The sequence below is a fragment of the Mesorhizobium sp. M6A.T.Ce.TU.002.03.1.1 genome, assembly GCF_003997275.1.
Classification (GTDB): domain Bacteria; phylum Pseudomonadota; class Alphaproteobacteria; order Rhizobiales; family Rhizobiaceae; genus Mesorhizobium; species Mesorhizobium mediterraneum.
Genome location: NZ_RZTI01000033.1, coordinates 12,654 through 35,084, shown reverse-complemented (window position 1 = coordinate 35,084; position 22,431 = coordinate 12,654). Strand labels below are relative to the sequence as shown.

General features: G+C 62.6%; 25 protein-coding genes. 8 read left to right on the top strand and 17 right to left on the bottom strand.

The features are described 5' to 3' along the window. Window positions 1-54 precede the first annotated feature (54 nt). Complete coding sequence (locus EOC93_RS13085; RefSeq protein WP_095485157.1) at window positions 55-423, bottom strand: antibiotic biosynthesis monooxygenase family protein; 369 nt, start codon at window positions 421-423, stop codon at window positions 55-57. A 119-nt stretch (window positions 424-542) separates the two neighbouring features. Here EOC93_RS13085 and EOC93_RS13080 point away from each other — a divergent pair, with 119 nt between their 5' ends. Continuing rightward, window positions 543-1,013 carry a MarR family winged helix-turn-helix transcriptional regulator gene (locus EOC93_RS13080; RefSeq protein WP_127204808.1) on the top strand — a complete coding sequence of 157 codons (471 nt, stop codon included), beginning with the start codon at window positions 543-545 and terminating at the stop codon, window positions 1,011-1,013. A 738-nt stretch (window positions 1,014-1,751) separates the two neighbouring features. Here the strand turns inward: EOC93_RS13080 and soxA are convergent. The 8 genes from soxA to EOC93_RS13040 are packed head-to-tail and all read right to left on the bottom strand — an operon-like array spanning window position 1,752 to window position 8,018. Then, entirely contained in the window at window positions 1,752-2,531 is a 780-nt protein-coding gene (gene soxA, locus EOC93_RS13075; protein WP_127204807.1) for a sulfur oxidation c-type cytochrome SoxA, read from the bottom strand. Further along, window positions 2,531-2,851, bottom strand: a complete 321-nt coding sequence (soxZ, locus tag EOC93_RS13070) for a thiosulfate oxidation carrier complex protein SoxZ (RefSeq protein WP_127204806.1) — start codon at window positions 2,849-2,851, stop codon at window positions 2,531-2,533. The genes soxA and soxZ overlap by 1 nt, the downstream gene beginning before the upstream one ends. Beyond that, complete coding sequence (locus EOC93_RS13065) at window positions 2,851-3,333, bottom strand: SoxY-related AACIE arm protein (protein WP_127204805.1); 483 nt, start codon at window positions 3,331-3,333, stop codon at window positions 2,851-2,853. The genes soxZ and EOC93_RS13065 overlap by 1 nt, the downstream gene beginning before the upstream one ends. A gap of 2 nt (window positions 3,334-3,335) precedes the next feature. Further along, complete coding sequence (gene soxX, locus EOC93_RS13060; protein WP_127204804.1) at window positions 3,336-3,779, bottom strand: sulfur oxidation c-type cytochrome SoxX; 444 nt, start codon at window positions 3,777-3,779, stop codon at window positions 3,336-3,338. A 5-nt stretch (window positions 3,780-3,784) separates the two neighbouring features. Further along, the gene (locus tag EOC93_RS13055) at window positions 3,785-5,047 is read right to left on the bottom strand and encodes an NAD(P)/FAD-dependent oxidoreductase (RefSeq protein ID WP_206532232.1); all 1,263 of its coding nucleotides are present in this window, start codon (window positions 5,045-5,047) and stop codon (window positions 3,785-3,787) included. Beyond that, window positions 5,034-5,375, bottom strand: a complete 342-nt coding sequence (locus EOC93_RS13050) for a c-type cytochrome (RefSeq protein WP_245461451.1) — start codon at window positions 5,373-5,375, stop codon at window positions 5,034-5,036. The genes EOC93_RS13055 and EOC93_RS13050 overlap by 14 nt, the downstream gene beginning before the upstream one ends. Beyond that, window positions 5,362-7,536, bottom strand: a complete 2,175-nt coding sequence (locus tag EOC93_RS13045) for a molybdopterin cofactor-binding domain-containing protein (RefSeq protein WP_127204803.1) — start codon at window positions 7,534-7,536, stop codon at window positions 5,362-5,364. The genes EOC93_RS13050 and EOC93_RS13045 overlap by 14 nt, the downstream gene beginning before the upstream one ends. An 11-nt stretch (window positions 7,537-7,547) precedes the next feature. Next, window positions 7,548-8,018, bottom strand: coding sequence for a (2Fe-2S)-binding protein (locus EOC93_RS13040; RefSeq protein ID WP_127204802.1), 471 nt, complete (start codon window positions 8,016-8,018; stop codon window positions 7,548-7,550). A gap of 320 nt (window positions 8,019-8,338) precedes the next feature. Here EOC93_RS13040 and EOC93_RS13035 point away from each other — a divergent pair, with 320 nt between their 5' ends. The 3 genes from EOC93_RS13035 (at window position 8,339) to EOC93_RS13025 (ending at window position 11,179) form a co-directional block, all read left to right on the top strand. Continuing rightward, complete coding sequence (locus EOC93_RS13035; RefSeq protein WP_095485165.1) at window positions 8,339-9,058, top strand: response regulator; 720 nt, start codon at window positions 8,339-8,341, stop codon at window positions 9,056-9,058. Next, window positions 9,055-10,572 carry an ATP-binding protein gene (locus tag EOC93_RS13030; RefSeq protein ID WP_127204801.1) on the top strand — a complete coding sequence of 506 codons (1,518 nt, stop codon included), beginning with the start codon at window positions 9,055-9,057 and terminating at the stop codon, window positions 10,570-10,572. Before EOC93_RS13035 ends, EOC93_RS13030 begins: the two co-directional genes overlap by 4 nt. A 154-nt stretch (window positions 10,573-10,726) precedes the next feature. After that, entirely contained in the window at window positions 10,727-11,179 is a 453-nt protein-coding gene (locus EOC93_RS13025) for a c-type cytochrome (protein WP_127204800.1), read from the top strand. A gap of 39 nt (window positions 11,180-11,218) precedes the next feature. On the opposite strand, the gene EOC93_RS13020 is transcribed toward EOC93_RS13025, so the two are convergent. Further along, entirely contained in the window at window positions 11,219-11,794 is a 576-nt protein-coding gene (locus EOC93_RS13020) for a periplasmic heavy metal sensor (RefSeq protein ID WP_127204799.1), read from the bottom strand. 70 nt (window positions 11,795-11,864) lie between these two features. Here EOC93_RS13020 and EOC93_RS13015 point away from each other — a divergent pair, with 70 nt between their 5' ends. Next, window positions 11,865-12,443, top strand: coding sequence for a Crp/Fnr family transcriptional regulator (locus EOC93_RS13015; RefSeq protein WP_164759128.1), 579 nt, complete (start codon window positions 11,865-11,867; stop codon window positions 12,441-12,443). A gap of 16 nt (window positions 12,444-12,459) precedes the next feature. Here EOC93_RS13015 and EOC93_RS13010 read toward each other — a convergent pair whose 3' ends face one another. Genes EOC93_RS13010 through EOC93_RS13000 form a run of 3 tightly spaced genes read right to left on the bottom strand, consistent with a single transcriptional unit; the run spans window position 12,460 to window position 17,479 of the window. Further along, the gene (locus EOC93_RS13010; protein ID WP_127204797.1) at window positions 12,460-15,627 is read right to left on the bottom strand and encodes a CusA/CzcA family heavy metal efflux RND transporter; all 3,168 of its coding nucleotides are present in this window, start codon (window positions 15,625-15,627) and stop codon (window positions 12,460-12,462) included. After that, entirely contained in the window at window positions 15,624-17,075 is a 1,452-nt protein-coding gene (locus EOC93_RS13005; protein ID WP_095485171.1) for an efflux RND transporter periplasmic adaptor subunit, read from the bottom strand. Before EOC93_RS13005 ends, EOC93_RS13010 begins: the two co-directional genes overlap by 4 nt. Next, a complete protein-coding gene (locus EOC93_RS13000) occupies window positions 17,072-17,479 on the bottom strand; it encodes a FixH family protein (protein ID WP_095485172.1) in 408 nt (135 codons plus the stop codon). The genes EOC93_RS13005 and EOC93_RS13000 overlap by 4 nt, the downstream gene beginning before the upstream one ends. Before the next feature lie 357 nt (window positions 17,480-17,836). Here EOC93_RS13000 and EOC93_RS34085 point away from each other — a divergent pair, with 357 nt between their 5' ends. After that, window positions 17,837-18,064, top strand: coding sequence for a hypothetical protein (locus EOC93_RS34085; RefSeq protein WP_158302551.1), 228 nt, complete (start codon window positions 17,837-17,839; stop codon window positions 18,062-18,064). On the opposite strand, the gene EOC93_RS12990 is transcribed toward EOC93_RS34085, so the two are convergent. Beyond that, window positions 18,047-18,313, bottom strand: a complete 267-nt coding sequence (locus EOC93_RS12990) for a BrnA antitoxin family protein (RefSeq protein WP_095485173.1) — start codon at window positions 18,311-18,313, stop codon at window positions 18,047-18,049. The genes EOC93_RS34085 and EOC93_RS12990 overlap by 18 nt on opposite strands. Window positions 18,314-18,456: 143 nt before the next feature. On the opposite strand from EOC93_RS12990, the gene EOC93_RS12985 reads away from it, so the two are divergent. Further along, window positions 18,457-18,825 (top strand): hypothetical protein, encoded by a 369-nt coding sequence (locus tag EOC93_RS12985; protein WP_127204796.1) that lies wholly within the window; start codon window positions 18,457-18,459, stop codon window positions 18,823-18,825. A gap of 73 nt (window positions 18,826-18,898) precedes the next feature. On the opposite strand, the gene EOC93_RS12980 is transcribed toward EOC93_RS12985, so the two are convergent. Beyond that, the gene (locus tag EOC93_RS12980; protein WP_245461450.1) at window positions 18,899-19,222 is read right to left on the bottom strand and encodes a copper-binding protein; all 324 of its coding nucleotides are present in this window, start codon (window positions 19,220-19,222) and stop codon (window positions 18,899-18,901) included. Window positions 19,223-19,369: 147 nt separating this feature from the next. Between EOC93_RS12980 and EOC93_RS12975 the strand changes: the two genes are divergently transcribed. Continuing rightward, window positions 19,370-19,660: a hypothetical protein gene (locus tag EOC93_RS12975; protein ID WP_127204795.1), complete on the top strand. Its 291-nt coding sequence runs from the start codon at window positions 19,370-19,372 to the stop codon at window positions 19,658-19,660. A 642-nt stretch (window positions 19,661-20,302) separates the two neighbouring features. On the opposite strand, the gene EOC93_RS12970 is transcribed toward EOC93_RS12975, so the two are convergent. Both EOC93_RS12970 and EOC93_RS12965 read right to left on the bottom strand, forming a co-directional pair. Beyond that, window positions 20,303-21,706: a HAMP domain-containing sensor histidine kinase gene (locus EOC93_RS12970; protein WP_245461454.1), complete on the bottom strand. Its 1,404-nt coding sequence runs from the start codon at window positions 21,704-21,706 to the stop codon at window positions 20,303-20,305. Further along, the gene (locus EOC93_RS12965) at window positions 21,648-22,325 is read right to left on the bottom strand and encodes a response regulator transcription factor (RefSeq protein WP_095485178.1); all 678 of its coding nucleotides are present in this window, start codon (window positions 22,323-22,325) and stop codon (window positions 21,648-21,650) included. Before EOC93_RS12965 ends, EOC93_RS12970 begins: the two co-directional genes overlap by 59 nt. Window positions 22,326-22,431: the final 106 nt, after the last annotated feature.

Sequence of the window (22,431 nt, the reverse complement as noted above, 5' to 3'; positions counted from 1 at the left end):
CTCTCCTCTTGGCTTGATTTCGATTGTGATGACTTCGGGCTGCAGGCGTCGCGTTTATGCGACGCAGATGCCGGGCACCGCCACCTTCTGGAACAAGTGCGGAGAGGCAACCTCCGACGACGGATAGGCTCCCAGTTTCGCTCTGAATTCGGGATGCGTGAACGCGGCCCGGAAGGCGGCCGTCGATTCCCAGACTGCGTAGTTCAGGTAGGTCGGGTTTTCGCCGATGGCGCGGTGGAGCTGGATGGAAATGAGGCCCGGCTGGGTCTTCATGAAGGACGCATCGTCCTCCCACGCTTGAAGAAACACCGCTTCGTCGGCCGGATCGAGCGTGAACAGATTGATGAGCACGATGGCCTTGGCATCGATTCCGATCTGACGGTCGATGGGAAAGGCAGGATCGAGGGGGCGCATGGTGGGCATGAAGGTCTCCTGAAGGTGAATTGCCACCGAAGCGGCGATTTGACATCATTATGTCGACTGGGTACCATCGACACATAATGAATTGACATCATCATGTCAATAGCATCATATGGTGACAAATGAACAAACCACAGCGCACCTCAGCCGGAGATGCCTTGACCGATCTCATTCTGACGATGTTCCGGGTGAACAACCTGACCCTTGCCTGGGGCGACCGGCTCGTGGCGCCTCTAGGGCTGACGAGTGCCCGTTGGCAGATCCTGGGGGCCGTCGTGGCGGCGGAACGGCCACAGCCGGTCGCCTGGCTTGCGCGCGATCTCGGCGCCAATCGCCAGAACGTTCAGCGCATCGTCAACGATCTGACCAAGGAAGGGTTGGTGGCATTCGAGCCAAACCCGCATCATCGCCGTGCGCAACTCGTGACGCTGACCGACAAGGGACGGCAGACCTATGATGCGGCCATTCGCTTGTACACGCCGCGGGTCGAGGCGCTCGCGGAAGGGCTTGCCGTAAAAGACATCGAAGCGGCCCGCAGCGTGATGACGATGCTGCGGCAGAAACTTGAGGGCGATGAAAATACTCATGTGTAAGCCTCGCCCAGCGAACGGTGGTGTGCGTAGGGCGGGTTGTGATCGCTAACCGACCAGCGTCTGGTCCGCAGGGCCGGCCCGACATTGGCCATTGGCTTGAATGTCCGCTACTCGCCTTCTGGAAGCAAGAAGCAGCCAGTCTGCTGCCGGCCCCTGAGCGGACATCGCACTTTCTTGTCAACCCTATCTTCCCAAACGGACCGCTTGGGGTGTCGGTCATTCTGGTAGGCGGCAGCGAGCGCACGTAGGCAAGGAAGACCCTGTGGGCGTAAGCGGAAACGGGAGATACTTAGGCGCCCCTGCACCAGCATTCCGGCTCGAAAACTCACACCCTGAAGTTCACAAATCCTGCACTAATCACGCAACTCTGAAACGCGACCCATTTTGTGCCCAAGCGCTGCTGACGAGTACGACAGCAGTACAACTTCGAGGAGGTGACGCCCCTTAAGTTGCTGAATAGACGTTGCTTTTCGCGATGTCCGTCCAATCCATCATCGGCGCAATAGCCAGTCTATGTGCTTGATACGTCATCGTTTTTGTTTAACTTTAAATCGTTAGCTTGTGTCAAGTACACACGAGCGTGCGCCACGATACTGCGCTTTTCGCCAAACCTTCGGTGAACTCATCAAGCTCCATATCGATGACATGTGCGAGGTTGGCAAGGCCTGCCAGACCCGCGCGCCGCGTTGCGATCAACTGTCCGTCGGCGACAGGTGAAGAGCGGCCCGCAGGCCGGCATCACGGCCGGACCGCCGGCGTCTCGACCCGCAAGCCACGGGCCCGCTCCATCAGATGGAGCTCAAGGTCAACGAGTTCCGGTGCGCCGAAGGCGAAGGGCTCCGCCCTGACCCCGATCATGCAGTTGCGCAGGCGCCGCTGCAGCGAACCGACCATCTGCCACTCCAGCCGGTAGAGCGGATAGCCGGTCGGATGCGCCTGCGGCATGGCACTGCCGCCGAGCCGTTTGCCCCAATTGTCGTCGTGGCAGGAGGCGCAGGAAAGATCGAGCTGGCCGATACGGCTCTGGAACAGACGCCGGCCGTTGTCGCGAAACGGCGCCAGCCGGGCGTCGGTCGCCGGCGTGATTGGCATACCGCGCGACTGATGCGCCACATAGGTCGTCAGGGCGAGCAACGCGTCAGATTCCGGCGCCAGCGGCTCGGCCTGCTGCCGCTCCGCGCGGCAGGAATTGATGCGCCCGGCAAGGTCGATCGGCCGTGCCGTCGCCTCGTCAAAGGCCGGGTAGCGCGTGGCAACGCCGCGCATCGTCTGACTGGCATCGCCATGGCAGCCGGCGCATGCGACATCCGCCCTGCCCTCGGCCTGTTGCCAGAGCTGCTCGCCCTGCAGCACCCACAGCATGCCGGGGTTGCTCATGTCGTCGGCCTGCAGCGCCTGCGTCTCCGGCGTCATGAAGTCGAAGCCGGACCGCCTCGCGCTGCCTTCGATGCCGGCAGCGATGGCCATGCTGCAGACGACCGCCGCGATGATCCCCACCAGGCCCCAGAGGGCGCGCATCAGCTCACCGTGATTTCGGCCGACGCCGTTTGGCTCTTCCCGGCATCGTCCGTCCAGGTGAAGTCGATCGTGCCGCTCGTCGTGGCGACGAGCGTGAAGGCGATGAACGGATTGGCCGATACCGCTGGAAAGAGATCGGCCGAAAACACCTCCTCGCCGTTGTAGGCACAGGCAAAACGGCGGATGATGTCGCGTGGGATGTTGATGCCGTTCGGGCCGACACGGTAGCCGGTCTCCATCGGATGCGCGATCATCGCTCGGATCTCGACGACCTCGCCCTGCCTGGCCGCTTTCGGCACGTTGACGAGTGCGCGCGCCATTATGAGAGATCCTCGATACAGGCGGCCAGCGTGACGATCGCGCTTGCACGGCTTGACCAGAAGCTGCCGTCGCTCATCTCAGCGACCGCGACTACCACCTGGGAGGTCGCGAGCCGGATCCTCGTCGAGACGGTGGCGCGGCCCGAGCGCGGCCCGAGACGGAAAACCGCGACATTCGCCTCCGGGTTCTTCTCGTTGAAGACCGCGATGCGCCGGACATGATCGTCCGCGGTCATCGGGCTCTCGGTGGCGACCGTGATCCCGACCGCATTGCCGTTTTCGACCAAAGGCGGCAGGTCGAGCCGGACGCGGCCGTCGAGAACGTCGGCTCCCCCGGTGAAGGTACGGATCGCTTCATCGAGGCTCGGACGGGCAACGGCCCAGCGCGGCAGGCTGATCACCAGAAGGCCGGTCATGCCGGCCCGAAGAAACTGCCGCCGTCCGACCAAGCCTCCGTGAACTCGAAGCGGGTCTTCGCGCATAATCACCCCTTCAGCGTCGTGAGATAGGCGACGATATCCTCGATGTCGGCGCCGGTCAGGATCGGCTTGCTGCGCCAGGCAGTGGCGACGCGCCGGCCTTCCTCTTCCGCGATCCGGTAGTAGGAAGGCATGATCGTATTCGGCGCGAGCCGCTTCATGTCGACCACGCGCAGCCGGATCTGGCCTTCCGAAAGTCTTGCCCCGACGCCGGTCAGGTCGGGCGCCAGCGTGCCATGCAGATGCGCATCGGGGAACGGCCCGCTGTGGCAGAGCGTGCAGAGGCTGCGCTGCCGGTCCGAGATCAGCGCGGCGCCGCGCGCCGGATCACCCTTGCCGCCGACCAGAGGCTCCATGATCGCGTCGCCGGTCACGACGTAAGATCCCGCCTCCTCGCCGACACCGGGCGAGGCCGCAAGCAGCAATCCCGCAACAGCGAGGCAAGCCATCCTCATCATCCGAACACTTCGCTGGTGATCGTCCGGAACCAGTCCTCCGCATAGGCCGCTTCCAGTTCGCGGACGGAGGACGGCGCTTCGAGCGGGCTTGTGCCGCCCGCACCCTCCACCTCGGCAAGCAGGCCGTCGCGCGGCTTGTAGACGCCTGCGATTGAAATGCCGTAGCCGGGCGCGACCAGGCTGTAGCAGGTGTTGATGAGCTTCGGCTGCGGCGGCTGCCGCTCCCTGACCAGCGCGGCGACCGCCGCAGCGCAGGCTTTTGCCTGGGCGTTGGCGCTGAAGGCGGATTTCGGCATCGCCCCACCGATCGCCGCGTCGCCGATGACGTGGATCGCTGGCTGCAGGCGGGACTCGAAGGTGACCGGGTCGATCGGGCACCAGCCCGTCTGATCCGCGACACCGGCCGACTGCGCGATCCTGCCCGCACGTTGTGGTGGGATCACGTTGGCGATATCGGCCTTGTGGCTGCCGAACTCGGTCACCAGCGTCCTTGTCGCCGGGTCGACTTCCGTCACCCTGCCGCCCGAGGACAGCGGCACCCATTCAATCAGGCCGGGATAGAGCTCTCGCCAGGCGGCTTCGAACAGCCGCTGCTTCGAAAAGGCGTCCTTGGCGTCGAGGATGATCAGCTTCGAGCGTGGCTTGCTGGTCTTGAGGTAATGCGCGATCAGGCTTGCTCGCTCGTAGGGACCGGGCGGGCAGCGGAACGGATTGGCTGGCGCGGAGAGAATGACCACCCCACCGTCCGGCATCGCCGCGAGCTGGTCGCGCAGCAGCAACGTCTGCGGCCCCGCCTTCCAGGCATGCGGCATGATCTCCGCTGCCGTCTCGTCGTAGCCCGGCAAAGCATCGAAGCGCAGGTCGACGCCAGGCGCCAGCACCAGCCTGACGTAGCCGATGTCAGTTCCGTCATCCAGCCGAACGCGCCGGCGCTCGGCATCGACGGCGACAGCGCGCTTGCGGATGAGGCCGATGTCGCCGAACCGGTCATAGCCGAAGGTCTGCGCCTCGATGCCGCGCAGCCCTGCAAGCACGGCATTGCTGAACGGGCAGGCCAGATAGGCTCCCTCTGGCTCGATCAGCGTCACGTCAAGCTCGCGATCGAGTTGTTTCAATGCCCGGGCGCAGCTTGCCCCGGCAAAGCCGCCGCCGACCACGACCACTTGGGGCTGCACCTGTGCGCGCACAGGCGGCGCGGCAAGGACCGCCGCAGCGACGCTGGCCGCGGCGCCGCCAATCAAGGCTCTACGGCTGGGCATCGTGTGCCGCCTCCGGTTTGGCGAGCCATTCGGCGATGGCACGCGTCTCTTCCTCGGTATATCCCCTGGCGATGCGGTCCATGACCGTCGCCTCGCGCTCGCCAGAACGGAAGGCTTGCATCTGGGCGACGATGTCGTCGGCCGCGTGGCCGTCGAGCGACGGGATGGCTGAGCCGAGCGCCGCCGGCCCGTGACAGCCGGTGCACGCCGTCGCTCCGGGCGCCGCGTCGGCCCATGCTGGCGCGCTTGCCACCAGTGCCGCAAGCAGTGCGGGCGCGAACGATCGTCCGCGCCTGTTCTTTGGGCGCATCATGTCATGCGAGGTCATGGTTCTTCAGCGGCAGCGTGCGGATGCGCTTTCCGGTGGCGGCGAAGATCGCATTGAGGACGGCCGGCGCGGCGACCGCGATGGTCGGCTCGCCGACGCCGCCCCAGAAGCCGCCGGACGGCAGGATGATCGTCTCCACCGCCGGCATTTCGGCCATGCGCATAACCTCGTAGCTGTCGAAATTCTCCTGTTCCATGCGGCCGCCATTGACGGTGCATTCGCCGTAGATGCAGGCGGAAAGGCCATAGACGAAGGAGCCCTCGACCTGCCGCTCCACTTGTGCGGGATTGACGACATGACCCGGATCGGTGGCCGCCACGATGCGATGGATCCTGAGCTGCCCGTCGGTGACCGAAACCTCCGCTGCCGCCGCGACATAACTGCCGAAACCCATGATCTGCGCCAGGCCGCGGTGAACGCCGGCGGCTGGCGGGGTGTCCCAGCCGATCCGTTCGGCAACCGCCTCCAGCACGGCGAGGTGCTTCGGATGCTTGGCCATCAGCTTGCGGCGGAAGGCGAGCGGGTCGACGCCGGCCGCATGGGCGAGTTCGTCCATGAAACACTCGACGTAGAGCGCATTCTGGTTGAGGTTCACGCCACGCCAGAAGCCCGGCGGGATCGGCGGGTTGCGCATGGCATGGTCGATCCGCAGATTGTCCACCGTGTAGCCCAGTGTGCCTTCCGTGCCACTGAGGACGAGGCCCTGGAAGACGACCGGGTCCATGCCGTTCTGCATGCCTTCCGGCCGCACCGCCGCAAGGATCGACTGGCCGGATATACGCATGTGCAGAGCGGTCAGGTTGCCGTCCGCGTCGAGCGCGCCCGTCAGTCGGCACCGCGTCGTCGGATGATAGGCGCCGTGCAGCATGTCCTCTTCACGCGACCAGATGAGCTTTACGGGTGCTCCCGGCACCTGTTTGGCAATGCTGACCGCTTGACGCACATAGTCCTGGAAGTTGCCGCGCCGGCCGAAGCCGCCGCCGAGATGGATCTTGTGCACCTCGCATTGCTGCACCGGCAGACCGGCGGCCTCGGCCGCTGCGGCAAGGCTCGCCTCGCCATTCTGGGTCGGCACCCAAACCTCGCAGCGCTCCGGCGTGTAGAGCGCCGTCGCGTTCATCGGCTCCATGGTTGCGTGGTTCTGATAGGGGTAGGCATAAGTCGCCGTGACCGTTCGGCCGCCAGCGGACAGGGCGGCTCCAGCGTCACCTTGCTCGGCGCCAATGAAGGCGTCATTTGCGCCGAGGCCTTCTTCGAGCATCGCCGCGATCGAGGCGCTGGTGACCTGCCGGTTGGGACCTTCGTCCCAGACGACCGGCAAGGCATCGAGAGCGGTCTTCGCCCGCCACCACGTGTCGGCGACAACCGCAACGGCGGTCTCGTCGACCTGAACGACGGTGCGCACGCCGGGCATTTCAGCCACCGCCGCCGCGTCGAAGCTCTCCACCTTGCCGCCGAAATACGGGCAGGCCCGGATTGCCGCGTTGAGCATGTTCGGCAGCTTGAGGTCAATGCCGTAGACCTGGCTGCCGTTGAGCTTATCGGCCGTATCAAGCCGCGGCAGCGGCTTGCCGGCTATGGTCCAATCCTTCGGGTCCTTCAGCGTGACATTGGCGGGCGGCGTCATCCGCGCAGCGGCGGCGGCCAACTGTCCATAAAAGGTGGCGCGATCCGATGCCGCATGCGTGACAATGCCCATCCTTGCGGTGCATTCGCTGGCCGGCACCCCCCATTCGGCGGCCGCAGCGGCAATCAGCATCTCACGCGCAATGGCGCCACCCATACGCACATATTCGTGCGATTCGCGGATGCCGCGGCTGCCACCGGTCGAGAAATTGCCCCATACGCGGTCGCGCGCGAGATTCTGGGCCGGCGACGGATATTCGGTCGTGACCTTGGACCAGTCGCAATTCAGCTCCTCGGCGACGAGTTGCGCCAGGCCTGTCAGCGTCCCCTGCCCCATCTCAGAGCGGGCGATGCGGATGACCACCGTGTCGTCGGGCCTGATCACCACCCAGGCATTGATCTCCGGCGCCGTCTCGGCGTCCTCGGCAAGTGCAGGCTTGATGAACGGCACGTTGAACCCGAGGGACAGGCCGCCAGCCGTGGAGGCCACGCCAACGATGAAGCTGCGGCGGGAGATGGAAATTATGGCGTTCATGACTGTTCTCCTCAGCCGCGTTGCGTGGCTTCGCCGCCATTGGCGGCCAGCTTGATCGCGGCGCGGACCCGGTTGTAGGTGCCGCAGCGGCAGATATTGGTGATCTCGGCGTTGATGTCCTCGTCCGTGGGGTTCGGATTCTGCGTGAGCAGACCCGCCACAGCCATGATCATGCCGGCTTGGCAGTAGCCGCATTGCGGCACATCGAGCGCCAGCCACGCCTGCTGGACCGGATGCGAACTGTCCAGCGAAAGCCCCTCGATGGTGGTGATTTGCTGGTCCGGCTCGACCGCGCTCACCGGAAGCACGCACGAGCGCGTGGCGGCGCCGTCTATATGGACGGTGCAGGCGCCGCAGGCGGCAACCCCGCAACCGTACTTCGTTCCGGTAAGTCCGATCTGCTCGCGGATCACCCATAGCAGCGGCGTGTCCGGATCGACCTCGATGTCACGTGGCGTGCCGTTGACGATCAATCTGGCCATTGTGCAATCCTTTCGATCAAAGGCTGGCGAGGACCGCCGTCCGGATGCCGCGCGGCATGGCCTGGCGGCAGAGACCGGAAGTCCCGGCTAGCGACGAGGCCAAGTTAGCCAGGACCTGTCGCAGAACCTTGTCCCGATGACCGTCAGTTCATCGCAAGCTGTCGCAGGCGAAGCGTTCTGATACACTTCGTTACACTTCTCACGGTTTGTTGATGCCGCGCGAGATTGCCGCCATGGTGCGGAAGGTGATCATCCGTGTAGACGCAAACTAGATATCGTCGATACTGGCCGACTATTTGGCGGCGGCTTTGGAGCATTGCATGGAAGTGGCGCAGCACATCGCGGTCGTCGACGACCACAGGGACATCCGCGACCTCGTCGGAAAATACCTCACCCAGCAGGGTTATCGCGTCAGCGTCGCCGACAGCACGGCCGCGCTCAAGCGGCTGCTCGACCGCAGCCTGCCCGATCTCATCGTGCTCGACGTCATGATGCCTGGCGAGGACGGCATCGCCGCCTGCCGGCACGTGCGCGGGACGGTCGACGTTCCGATCATCTTCCTCACCGCCATGGCCGAGGAGATCGACCGGATCGTGGGCCTCGAGATCGGGGCCGACGACTACCTGACCAAGCCGTTCAACCCGCGGGAACTGCTGGCGCGGATCAAGGCTGTGCTCAGGCGCGTCCACAGCCTGCCGCCGCAGCGCGGCCGCCTCAAGTCGAACGCGCTTCGGTTCGACCGCTGGACGCTGAATGTCGGCCGCCGCGAGCTGGTCGGTCTCGACGGCGTGGCAGTCGCGCTCAGCACGGCTGAATTCCGCCTTCTCACCGCCTTCATCGAGCATGTCGGAATCGTGCTTAGCCGGGATCAGTTGCTCGACCTCACGGTCGGGCGCACCGCCGACGGGTTTGACAGGGCCGTCGATAACCAGGTGAGCCGGCTGCGCAAGAAGATCGAGGCGGATCCGAAGAGTCCGATGCTGATCAAGACGCACTGGGGCGGCGGCTACTGCTTCACCGCCGAGGTGGCCCAGGCATGATGCTGTTGTGGAGACGCAGCCTGGCGGCCCGCTTCCTCATGCTGGTGCTGCTTGCGCTCGCCCTGTCGCAGGCGATCACGTTCCTGATCTCGTGGGACGAGCGCGGCCAAGCCCTGCACGCGGCGGCCAAGGGCGAGTTCGTCAGCCGCACCTCCTCGCTGGCGCTTCTGCTTGACACCACGCCGCCATCGCTTCGGCCCGACATCCTCAACGTCAGCGGCACGGCCTATACGCGTTTCTGGACCTCGGACGACGGACCGAGCAATCCCCTCGCTTGGCAACAGGAGGCATTTACCCAGCTCGCCAAGCCGCTGCCCGGGATTGCCGGCAAATATGCCGCCTACATGAACGGACAGGCCTCGAACGCAGTCGATGCCGCCGATCGTTCCGTGCCGCCGCGCATGTTGGATTTGTCCGGCAATGGCAGGCCCTTCTCGCGGCCGGCCAAGTTTCTTTATATGGACGCCGCCCCAAACGGCATGGGCCTTTCGGTTCGTCTCGACGACAGCACCTGGCTGAATGCCGCCTACGCCAAGGCAATGCCGAACGCCTTCTGGACGACGCAATCGGCGATATCGCTGGCGCTCACCGCGCTCATCCTGTCCGCCATCGCGATTTTCGGGGCGCAGGCAATCGCGCGTCCGCTGCGACGGCTCGCCAATGCCGCCGAACTGTTCGGTCGTGGCGAGGCCGTGCCGCGGCTGCCAGAATCAGGACCCGACGACATCCGCCAGACCGCCGAGGCGTTCAACCGCATGCAGGAGCGCCTGCAGCGCTTCGTCGAGGACCGCACGCGGATGCTTGCGGCGATCAGCCACGACCTGCGCACGCCGCTGACCTCGCTGCGGCTGCGCGCGGAGTTTGTCCAGGATCACGAACTCCAGGAAAAGATGCTGAAGACCATCGAGGAAATCCAGACGATGACGGAAGCGGCGCTCGCCTTCGCGCGTGAGGACGCCGCGGTAGAGGCGACGCGCACCGTCGACCTTTCAGCACTGGTCGGCAGCCTCTGCGACGATCTCGCGGAGCTGGGCCAAAACGTCACCGTCAATGACGGGCCCAAGGTGCTGTATCGCTGCCGGCCGGACTCCCTGCGCCGGGCGATCCGCAACCTCGTCGAAAATGCCGTCCGCTACGGCGAGCAGGCCAAGGTGAGCCTGGTCAGGAGTGACGACAGTCTGGACATCGTCGTCGAGGACGCCGGACCCGGCATTCCGCAAGGCGACATGGAACAGGTGTTCGCCCCCTTCTTCCGCCTGGAGCAGTCGCGCAACCGGGAGACCGGCGGCGTCGGGCTCGGCCTGTCAATCGCCCGCGCCATCGCCCGTCACCATGGCGGCGACATCGTGCTGGAGAACCGGAGCGAGGGCCTTCGCGCGATTATCAGGCTGCCGCTGATCGACATGGCCAAGCAGCTTGCCCCGGCGCCCGTGCCTGAGACGAAACCCCCGACCGGACTGCGATCCCGAAACCGTCCCGCGATCGGAACTCCCGCGCTGCCGCGCCATAATTAGATCATCGCTGTCGCAGCGAAGGACAAGTCACGACCTGCATCCTCCCCGCGCCTCCTCGACCCAGCCGCCGCTCTCGCTGGTGAGCGGCTGGCCTTGCCGGAAGCCTCCGGTTACCAGCAAAGCCCCTCCCCGAACGTTCAGCAAAGGTCATCCGATGAACCATTCACATGCCACGACACGCACCCACATTTCCGCCGGAGCAGCGACTGCATCCCTGCAGACGTCTGTCACGCGAGCGCGTAGGTCGCTGGCTGCGCTCTTGGTCGCCGGCGGCCTGCTGTTACCGAGCGCCGCTTCCGCGCAGCAGGCAGACGGCGAGCGGCTGTTCCGGCAGCGCTGCGGCACCTGCCACAGCCTCGAGCCGGGCCAGAACAGGGTCGGCCCGCATCTGTCGGGCGTTATCGGCCGCACGTCTGGCAGCGTCGAGGGTGCCCGCTATTCGGCCGCTATGCGGGAATCAGGGATCGTTTGGGACAGCCAGTCGCTCGATAGCTTCCTTGCAGCACCGCGCCAGAGGGTGCCAGGCACGTCGATGACAGTGGGCGTTCCCAACGCCGCCCAGCGCGCCGCGATAATCGGCTACCTGGAAGGTGCGGTCGCGCAATAGCGTCCGCTGATGAAGCCAAAGTTGCGTGCGTAACCCTGTTCAATCGACCCGGCCAGAGTATCCGCGAAGCTGCGAGTACCGGCCGATCTGCTCAGAGGTGAGCAACTCGGCCATATCGAGATGATAGCGCAGGTGCGCTGCTCGTAGCGCGCCTTGCACGTCGGCGATGGTTTTTGTCATTTCAACGAGGTGCGTCGACGTTATCTTTCGTTCGGAAAACAAGCGGTCCAGTTCGGTTTCTTCCTCGATGATTCGTCTTCCGAGCGGGATGGTTTCTGCCTTCATCTGATCCAGCAGGGCCTTGGTCCACGAGGCCTGTTCGTCGCTGAGATCAAGAGCATCACGGAGATCGAGGACATGTGACGGACCCGGATAGGAATTGAGTTCGGCCGCCAATGCCAGACCCATCCCTCGCCCCGCCATAAGGTCGGAAATCTGCTCGTCCGAGAGCGCCTTCACGCGGCGTTTCTCCATCCCGGAATAAGACGAGGTGGTTGGGTCTTTTCCTGCAACGGCCTTGTGATGGTTGATGTCGCCATGCTGCTGCGCCAGCCCGTGAGGGGCAGCAAGAAAAGTCAGCAGAAGAAACAGCACGGCAATGGGGATGCGGTTCATCGAGCGATCTCCAGCGTTTCGTGTTTGCGACGTTTGACACGGCCGCAAAAACTGAAACATGATTGTAATCATGTCGGAACTCCTCTTCGCGCGATTCCTCGAACTCGCGGAACGCGAGCATTCTCTCCCTGCCGGCAGCGTCCTGTTTCGTATGGACGACCCGGTGCTGTCGCTCTTCCTGGTCACCGCGGGAGAACTGCGCCTTGTCCGAGCACTTCCCGACGGGTTCCAGCTGACGTTGCAGCGTGCCGGCTCGGCTTCGATCCTGGCCGAGGCTTCGCTGTTTGCGGATCGATATCATTGCGACGCCTTGGCAACCGAGGAATCGACGGTGCGCGCCGTGCCAATCACCAAGGCCAAGGCGGTGCTCGAAAGCGATCGCGCGCTGACCTCCGCACTGCTGCGACACTTGGCAGGCGAGGTCCACCGGACGCGGACGCGGGCAGAGATACTATCCCTGAAATCCGTCGCGGCGAGAGTCAGCGCCTGGATGGCATGCAACGGCGGCGTCTTGCCACCCAAGGGACGCTGGCATCATGTTGCGTCGGAGATCGCCGTTACGCCGGAGGCGTTTTATCGGGAGCTTGCCCGCCGGCGACGGTGTGCTGCCGGCATGATGCATCCCCACATGCCGCCCGACATCATCTGATACTTTTTTGCTCCTCCTATTCCGCGGCCAATCTAGTCGGAGCCGCTACCAGCGGTTCTTCAACGACACTCCGCCTCGGCAACCGCCAGCCCTTAACGATGCCGTAGACGGCCGGAATCACGACGAGCGTCAGGATCGTTGAGGAAATCATGCCGCCGATCATAGGGACGGCGATGCGCTGCATGACTTCCGATCCGGTTCCCGTGCTCCACAAGATCGGCAACAAGCCCGCCATGATGGCGACGACTGTCATCATCTTCGGTCGCACCCGCTCGACGGCGCCGAACATGATCGCCTCGTTTAGATCCGTGCTTGTCAAACCACGCTTCTGGGCCGCACATCTGACCCTCGTATCCGTCCACGCCTTGTCGAGATAGATCAGCATGATGACGCCCGTTTCGGCCGCCACGCCCGCGAGCGCAATGAAACCGACGGCGACCGCAACCGACATGTTGAAGCCCAGCCACCACATCATCCAGATGCCGCCGACGATCGCAAAGGGCAGCGATAGCATGACGATCAGCGTCTCGGTCAGCGTGCGGAAATTGAGGTAGAGCAGCAGGAAAATCAGCGCCAGCGTCAGCGGCACGACAATCTTCAGCCGCGCCTGGGCCCGCTCGAGATATTCGAACTGCCCGCTCCAGGCGACGGAATAACCGGGTGGTAGCTTCACTTCGGCGGCGACTGCGGCTTGAGCCTCGTTGACATAGCCGCCAAGGTCGCGGCCAGCGATGTCGACGAAGATGTAGACGGCGAGTTGGCCGTTCTCGGTGCGGATCGAGGTCGCGCCGCGCGTGAGTTCGACCTTGGCGACCTCGCCGAGCGGCACAGAGCCACCGCCGGGCAGCGCAATCTGCACGTCCCGGGCGATCGCGCCGGGATCGCTTCTGAGAGCGCGTGGATAGCGGATCGCAACGCCATAACGTTCACGGCCCTCGACAGTGGACGTAATGACCTTCGCGCCAAGCGCCACTGAGATCACTTCCTGAACATCGCCGACCGAGAGGCCGTAGCGCCCAAGGGTGGCTCGGTCCGGCACGATGTCGAGATAGTAGCCGCCTATCACCCGCTCGGCATAGGCGCTCGACGTGCCGGGCACCGCCCGCAGCACCGCCTCGATCTGCCGAGCAACGTTTTCCATTTCACCGAGTTCGGTCCCGTAGACCTTGACTCCGACTGGCGTGCGTATGCCCGTGGACAGCATGTCGATACGGGCGCGGATCGGCATCGTCCAGGCATTCGACACGCCCGGAAACTGCAGTGCTGCGTCCATCTCGGTCTTCAGGCTTTCCGAAGTGACCCCGGGCCGCCATTGCGATTTCGGTTTGAGGTTGATGATCGTCTCGAACATCTCGGTCGGCGCGGGGTCGGTCGCGGTCTGAGCCCGGCCAGCCTTGCCGAAGACGGAATCGACTTCCGGAAAGGACTTTATGATCCGGTTTTGCATCTGCATCAATTCGGCCGCCTTGGTGACCGAAACTCCCGGCAAGGTGGTCGGCATGTACATCAGCGTCCCCTCATCGAGGTTCGGCATGAACTCGCTGCCGAGCTGGCGCGCCGGCCAGACCGTCACGGCAAGAGCCACGACGGCGAGCAGGATAGTGAAGGTCTTCGCCTTCAGCACCCCGGCAATGATCGGCCGATAGAGACCGATTAGCAGCCTGTTGAGCGGGTTGCGATGTTCCGGGATGATCCGGCCGCGGACAAAGATGACCATCAGAGCGGGCACGAGCGTGACCGAAAGCAGCGCTGCCGCTGCCATAGCGAAGGTTTTCGTGAAAGCCAGCGGCCCGAACAGCCGGCCTTCCTGGCTTTCAAGCGTGAAGATCGGAAGGAATGAGACGGTGATGATCAGCAGGCTGAAGAATAGCGCGGGTCCGACTTCTGCTGCGGCGTTGACCAGCACTTCGATGCGGGGCTTGCCCGGTGGCGCGCGTTCGAGGTGCTTGTGGGCGTTTTCGATCATTACGATGGCCGCATCGATCATCGCGCCGATGGCGATGGCCATGCCACCGAGGCTCATAATGTTCGAACCGAGGCCGAGCAGCTTCATCGCGGCGAAGGCCATTAGGATGCCGACCGGCAGCATGATGATCGCCACCAGCGCGCTTCTGACGTGAAGCAAGAAGACGATGGTGACGAGAGCGACCACGATGCTCTCCTCCACCAATGTCGACCTCAGCGTCTTGATCGCGGAGTTGATGAGTTCCGACCTGTCGTAGACGGGGATGATCTTGGCGTTGCCTGGTAGGCTCTTTTCGATCTCGCGGAGGCTCTCCTTGGCATTCTCGATGACGGTCAGAGCATTCGCGCCGACCCGTTGAAGCACGATGCCGCTTGCAACCTCGCCCTCCCCGTTGAGTTCGGCAATACCGCGCCGTTCGTCCGGCACGATTTCGACCTTGGCCACGTCGCCAAGCCGGAGCGGCACGCCGCCCACGGTCTTGAGCACGATGCTCTCTATGTCGGCCACGTTCTTCAGATAGCCGCGCCCGCGCACCATGAACTCGAACTCGGAGATCTCGACCGTTCGCCCGCCGGTATCCATGTTGCTGGTGCGCACCGCTTCGCCGACTTCCGCGAGCGTTACGCCTTGAGCGCGCATCCGCACCGGATCGACGACGATCGAATACTGCTTGACGAAGCCTCCGAAGCTCGCGACCTCCGAAACGCCTTCGGCTTTCGAGGCCGCAAAACGAACGACCCAGTCCTGAAGGGATCGGAGTTCGGCGAGCGACAGTTCCTTGGCGACGACGGCATACTGATAGACCCAGCCGACGCCTGTCGCGTCGGGTCCGAGCGTTGGGGCAACGCCGTCGGGTAGCCGGCTGGCGGCCGCGTTCAGGTATTCGAGCACGCGGCTTCGAGCCCAGTAGAGATCGGTGCCGTCCTCGAAAATCACATAGACGAAGGACACTCCGAAGAACGAGAAACCGCGGACCACCTTCGATCGCGGCACGGTCAGCATCGAAGTCGTCAGCGGATAAGTGACCTGGTCCTCGACAACTTGCGGAGCCTGGCCCGGATAGTCTGTGAAGACGATAACTTGCACATCCGACAGGTCGGGTATGGCATCGAGCGGCAAGGTCTTGACAGCGTAGACGCCTGCCCCGACCGCGAGCGCGCTGGCGAAGAAGACAAGAACCAGGTTGCGCGTCGACCAAGCAATGAGGTTGGCGATCATGGCTGCGCCTCCGCGGGCGTCAGTGCGCTGAGCGCCGCCTTGAGGTTGCTTTCGGCATCGATCAGGAAGTTCGCAGATACGACGACCTTTTCGCCTTCGGTAATGCCCTGCGTGATCTCGGCCATGCCCTCGCCCCGCATGCCGACCTTCACGTCGCGCGGCTCGAAGCTGCCTTCGCCTTTGTCGACAATAACGACCTGTCGATCGCCCGTGTCGATGACGGCGCTGTCGGGCACGGTTACGGCAGGATCGTTGCCGCCCGTCGCGATCTCCACATCGGCATACATGTTGGCAAGCAACAGCCCGTTGGGATTTGCGAGTTCGATGCGAATCCTCGCGGTCCGAGTCTGGCCCTGGATTTCCGGATAGATCAGGCCGACCTTGCCTTCGAAGACCTTGCCCGACAAGCTGCGGATGCGCACAGTCGCCTTGTCTCCGACGCGAACAGAGCTCAGCTCGTATTCTGGCACGTCAGCCATCACCCAGACGGTCGAGGCGTCGGCGATCCGAAACAGCGTTTCCCCGGCTTCGGCCATCATGCCGTCGACGGCCCTGCGTTCCAACACAACGCCATTGCGTGGCGCTACAAGCGTCACCGAGATCGGCACCTTCCGGGTTTTCTCGATTTCGACGATTGCTTCGGCGGGAACGCCAAGGTTCGTCAACCGCTGCAAGCTGCCGCTGGCGGTTGCCTTGCTCGAGCCGCTCCTTAGATCGGCGGCGTAGAGCGCGCCCGCGGCAGCTATTTCCTTGGCATAGAAACTGACGAGGGGCCGCCCTTTTTTGATTGTTTCTCCCGTAGTGATGTCGGCCACTTTTTCGAGGAACGCCTCGGTGCGAATCGAGACGACGCTTACGCGGCGCTCATCGAACGTGACGGTGCCGGGAATGCGGACCGGCCGTACGATTGCGCCTCTGGTGGCGGGTACCGTCTTCACACCCGTTCGCTGCAGTTTTCCGGTCGATAGCTTGACGGTCGCGCCGTCCTTCGTTTCGCCTTCGAAGACCGGGATGTAGGCCATCCCCATGGAATCCTTCTTTGGCGTCGGCGATGTATCCGGCAGGCCCATCGGATTGCGGTAGTAGAGGATTTTCCGCTCGCCCGGCGCCGTCGCTTCGGCCCCCTTCGCCTCGTCCTTGGGACGCGCCTCGAAGCTCACGTCTTCGCTCGCCAGCACCGCCACGAAATCCCGACCATCCGGGGTTTGCTTCGGTGTCGACGAATAGACTGGTTCGCCGTCAGGATGACGATAGTAGATGACTGGATCGGAGGCAGACGAGCCGACAACCGTCGGGGTCTGTTCCGCTCCGAGCGCGCTTACGATATTGGCGCTGATAATTTGCACCACCGCCGGGACGGACAGATCGCGCTGGCCCGCCCAGTATCCGCCGGCGCCCGCGCCCGCCGCCAATACGGCAATCGCCACGAATGAGCCGAGCCTGCTCATTGGGTAGCCTTGAATTCCAAACGGCTCTCGACTGTTTCGGCCTCGCCCTGGATTTTCGCGGCGATCGAAAGGCGCCAGCCTCCTGCCATGATGAGGTTGGTCTTGAACCGATAGATGCCGGGCTCTTCGGACGGCAGCGCCTCGACGGGCGCGGTCATCGCCTCCATACCGTCCGGTGCCATGTCGATGCGCCGGGTAAAGATCACAGCGTCGGGCACCACCTTGCCGGACCGCTTGTCGACGAGACGGACGGCGACAATCGCGGCATCGCCCGTCTTGATCGCGCTTTGAACGAGCTGAAACTCGTAATCGTCGATCCCAGCCCATGCCTTCGAATTGGCACTGCCGAGAGCAAGACCGATCAGCGCCGCGGCTGCAACGTGCTTCGCATTGCAAAAGTTCATTGTCAGTTTCCCCAAGTTCATCCTTTCAGCCGTACGGAATGCACGGCAAGTTCGTGGCCAGGCTCATGCCAAAGCCACGGGCACTCGCCACGGGGCCGTCAGCCACGCGGCGACAAACGGCCCCGATGGAGCCGTCGAAGAACTTAGGTTCGTGGGGGTCTGGGAGGCGGCGGAGAAGCCGGGAGATCGCGCCCGTCTCTGTCGCCAGGCGCGAGCAGGTCAGCCTGAGATAACCGGGCCAGCATGATTGCTGCGGCCGTCGAAGCGCTCGGAAAGCACTTGGCGACGCACAAGGCCGTGAGGGGGCAGGATTTCTGGCAATCAGGTGCCGGCTGACTCTCGTCGGGACAGTTGGGCATGCTGTCCGGCATGGATGCCATATCCGCCATCGTCGCCGCGGGATCGACAACCATCGTCAGCGCAGCGGACGCTGTCACCATCGGCGCGGTGAGAAGGCTCACGACGGCCAGAATCGAAAGCAGACGCGGGAATATGATCCAGATCTTCACAGGCTTCCATGGCACATACTGCATTCCAAGAAAAGATCACCAGGCGCTCACATTTTCGTCAGGTGATGTCGTCTGAACGATCGCCCTCGGCGGCGATCCGCTTCTCGACCATGGCCCGCAAAGCATCGTTAATGCGGTCCTGCCAGCCGGGTCCGTCCCCCTGGAAATAATCCAGGACAGCTCGATCAATCCTGATTGAAACAAGCTCTCTGACACTTGGAGCAACTGCGGCTTCGCGAACCGGTGGGGCCGGCTTCTTGACTGGCTTGAAGGCGGCTTCGGCGGCAGCCATTGGATTTGTCGGTCGGCGCGGAGGATTTGCCATTGATGGTCCTGACTGGAGATAACGGATGGGAGGAGACATGCAACGCAACGCGCATCGGAATGCCTCGATCCACTGCCCGGAACAGTAATTAGAATATTGACGCGAGAGGTGATAGTCTCGCTCTGGATCCTCGGGAGGAGGAAATGCGCGCCATTGCATTGTTTGCCGGCGTGTTGGTGGCTACGCCCTCGATGGCGGCGGAGCAACTGGTCTTTTACACCGCCAGTTTTCCAGATGCCACCTCGGTCCAGCTCAGCGTCATGGACAACAGTGTCTCGCCATATGGGGATTATGACTTTGACGTCGCTATTGGCCTCGTCGAGACGGACGCGAACGGCGTCATCAGGTACGAAGATACCGGCAGGCATCATGCACGCGTTCGCTGTAGTTATCCGGCATATGTGAGCGTAGGTGTGCGAAAATATCCCATAGAGATGTCTCTGAACCGCTCCGTACATGATGACTGGAAAGAAAATCTCTGGAGGATTTTCTGCGCGGCCCCTTCCTCCTGACTTCCGTACTCATGGCATTTTCGACAGCACAGCGCCGCGGGTTGATTTTTCAACCCGCGGTGCCTGTCCCGGATTACTTGATGCCGGTGACCGTGATGCATCCGTTGACGCGGTCGGCTGTGAACTCGATCGCCTGACCGGTTTTGACTTTGCCGAGCAGGCCTTGCTCCGCGACAACGAACACCATCGTCATCGCAGGCATGTCGAGATTGGTCAGCGGCTCGTGCTTGATCGTCAGCTTCTTCTGTTCGGCGTCGACCTTGATGACTTCGCCCTTCACATATTCCTGCGCCAGCGCGCTCCCGCCTGGTTGAACGCGCTCTTTCCCTTTGAAGCCGCATTGGATAGCCGATGCATCGGCGTAAGAGAAACTGAGACAGCCGTTCAACATCTTCAAAACTGATCTTCCCGATTTCGGTTTCAGCCGCGGCTACGCATGAGAATCACAAAAATGTAAATCTGAGGGAAGGTGCCCGTGAATTCGACCCGGTAGTCTGTGGTTGCTGAGCGTTCGAACGCTCGCTTTCGACAAAAGGACTGAACCATGAAACACACCATCGGATATGCATTGATAGTCTTCGCGGCAATGACCACGGCCAGTGTCGCCAACAGCGGCACAAACGCAACAAGCCCCCGCATCGACGGGGTCTTGCACGGCCATGGATCGACGGGCGAAACCACGAAATCGGCATCCAAGCCCGACGTACCTTCCCAAGTGCTCGACAATGGCAATATCGAGAATTCCAGTTCCGCCTACAATCGGGTCGAAGCTGTGAGCCCCTCATCGTGGCAGGTCGGGAGCCCCCGCCAGCGCGCCAGCTGGGCGGGCCGGTAGCCGGCTCAACACCGCAGCTCCGCATCCTCCCAGCGGAGCCAGTGCAGGACAAACCAGCCGGCAATGCGCCGGCTGGTTTGTCCTTTCGACTGCTTCCTCAACCAAGCCTGTACAGCACAGCACACCGCACCAAGGAAACCGACTCTCCACCACCCCCTCGGGATGGTCGTCGCCTACACAAGCAACGCCTCATGATGCTGCTCTCACCCGCAATGCTGTCATCAGTCGTGATGTGGTCGCAGCGTCACCGAGCGACGGGTAGTGTCTGATTTGAGCATAGACGCGCACGGTGGCGAGCTCGGTCCGTGAGCGTGCATCTGTCTTGCGAACGGCCCGCTTATGATAACTATCCCAACGACGTCGGAGCTGAGGTTTTCGCCGGCGATATCGTATCAGACATAGCCGCTGATGCGCAGGCAGGTCCGCACCAGAATATAGAAAGTCATTGCCGTAGGCGCGCATCCGCCGGCGTACGCCGGACCTGGCGACCAATACCGCCGGCTATACCACGCTACCCGGAACGGGCGATTTCCCTTCGTGGCGGGTATGCGAACTCTGGTCTGATCGAACCACTATTGAATATTTGCAGTTTCGTCATAGGCGATATGAACCATCCGTCCACGTGACTAACCTCAAACGCTTTCATAGGTTACGCGGGAACTCTGTTTCCACGATTAAGCCGGGCCTGTTGTCGCCCAGGGAAATTGTCGCGCCGTGCATATCCGATATGGCCTTGACCAGACTTAGGCCGAGCCCTGTCCCTTCGGTGGTCCTGTTCTTTTCCAGGCGATAGAAGCGCTTGAACACTTTCAGCCGCTCCGCCGCCGGGATGCCCGGTCCGTTGTCGCTGACGACGATTGCGCAGCGATTCGCCTGCGTCGTGACACCGATCGCAATCCGGGCTCCTCGTTGCGTATGGCGCATTGCATTGACGATAAGATTTACGCACATCTGCTTCAGCAGATCGGCATCGCCCCATATGAATGAGGCCGTGTTTCGGCTGTCACTGGACAGAACCAGCGAACGCTCGGCGTCCTCGACGATGTGGCTATAGATATCGTAGATTTCGGCGACCAACTCCGAAACGTTCACCTGCGCAAATCGCGAACGGCGTGCGCCGGACTCGATTTGCGAGATGCGCAGCAAGCCCTCGAACGTGCCGGCTATATGCGAAACTTCGCCCATAGCTTTTTCGATGAGCGATCTGATGGCCGTTTGGTCTTTGCTTTCGGAAGCGGCCTCAAGTGTTAGAAACAGCCGACCGATCGGCGTCTTGAGATCGTGCGCGATGTCCGTCGTTACCTGCGTCATCGCCGCGACGTTGGCCTGTAGCTGTGCAAGCGCGACATTTATCTCAGCTGCCAGTATGTCGATGTCATCGCCGCGCAAGGAGAGTGGCAGGCGGGTAGCGAGTTCGCCAGCGCCGACGGCTTTCATAGCGCGCGACAGTCCAGCAATACGCCGCCGTGTGCGGAAGGCCAACACCGCGCCCGCGCCGAGCCCTCCCGCAAGTACGATCGCCGTTCCCCATCCGAAGCTGACAAGCGCGATGCCGCGCAAGCGATCGGTGTCGTCATAGCTTACGCCGACGGTTAGGTCGTAGCCGTCCAGGTTCTTCCGGTAGAGCCGGTAGTTGTTGAGCGCCGCCTCGTGGCTTGTCGGTGCGCGCGTAGAAAATCCCGGCGGGACGTCGGAAATATCAATGTTGCCAGCCAGGAAGTCGCCGTCGGAATCCTTCAGTGTGTAAAGCGTCTCCTGTCCCCTGATTGCCGGGCCATGGCTTCGGATCATGGCGGCAGCACCATCGACACCGTTCGCGTCATAGGCGAAAGAAATCTCCCGGAACCGCTCCGTCACATTGGAATCCAGCCGCTCGTAAAGATAGGCGGCGACCATGTTGTAAGCGACGAAATTGGCTCCAAGGAACGAAAGCAGAAACAGGGAGATGTAGAAGGCGGCAAGGCGGATCGACGTACTTCTGGCGATACTAGCGTTGGCCATGAATGGTGTAGCCGGTATTGCGTGTGTTACGCAGGAGCGGAACATCAAATGGTTTGTCGATCTTCGCCCGCAGTCGGCTAATATGGGTTTCCACCACGGTGCTTTGTGGGTCGAAGTTGAAGTTCCAGATCCGCTCAAGGAGCATGGTCTTCGTCAGTATGCGGCCCTCGTTACGCATCAGGAGTTCAAGCAGCGCGAACTCCCGAGGGAGCAATTCGATCGTCGTTCCGCCGCGGGTGGCGAGGCGGCTGAAGAGATCCAATTCCAGATCAGCCACCTTCAGCTTTGCCTTTTCGGCGGTGATCGGAGGGCGCCTTTGCAGAGCATTGACCCGAGCCAGGAGTTCGGAGAATGCAAAAGGCTTGATCAAGTAATCGTCCGCACCTGCCTCCAATCCCTCAACTCGATCGTTGACACCGCCCACTGCCGTCAGGAAAATCACTGGCACCTTTCCGCCGGCGCCTCGAAGACCCCGCACGAGCGACAAGCCATCGAGGCCAGGCAGCATCCGATCCACAATGGCGACGTCATAGGGTTCGCGCAGTCCGACAAGCAAAGCATCGCGCCCGTCTGTCAGGACATCGACCACATGGCCGGAAGAGCTCAGTCCATTTTCGATGTAACGGCTGATTTGTTCGTCGTCTTCGACTAAGAGAATTTTCATAATGCTAATCTCTCATCTGGCTTGGTGCGCCAAGCGTTGATGACCTTTTGGCCAGTTTGCTTCTGCCCGCGATGGCGTCCGAAGCGATGTCTCAGTGAGGTTTTGA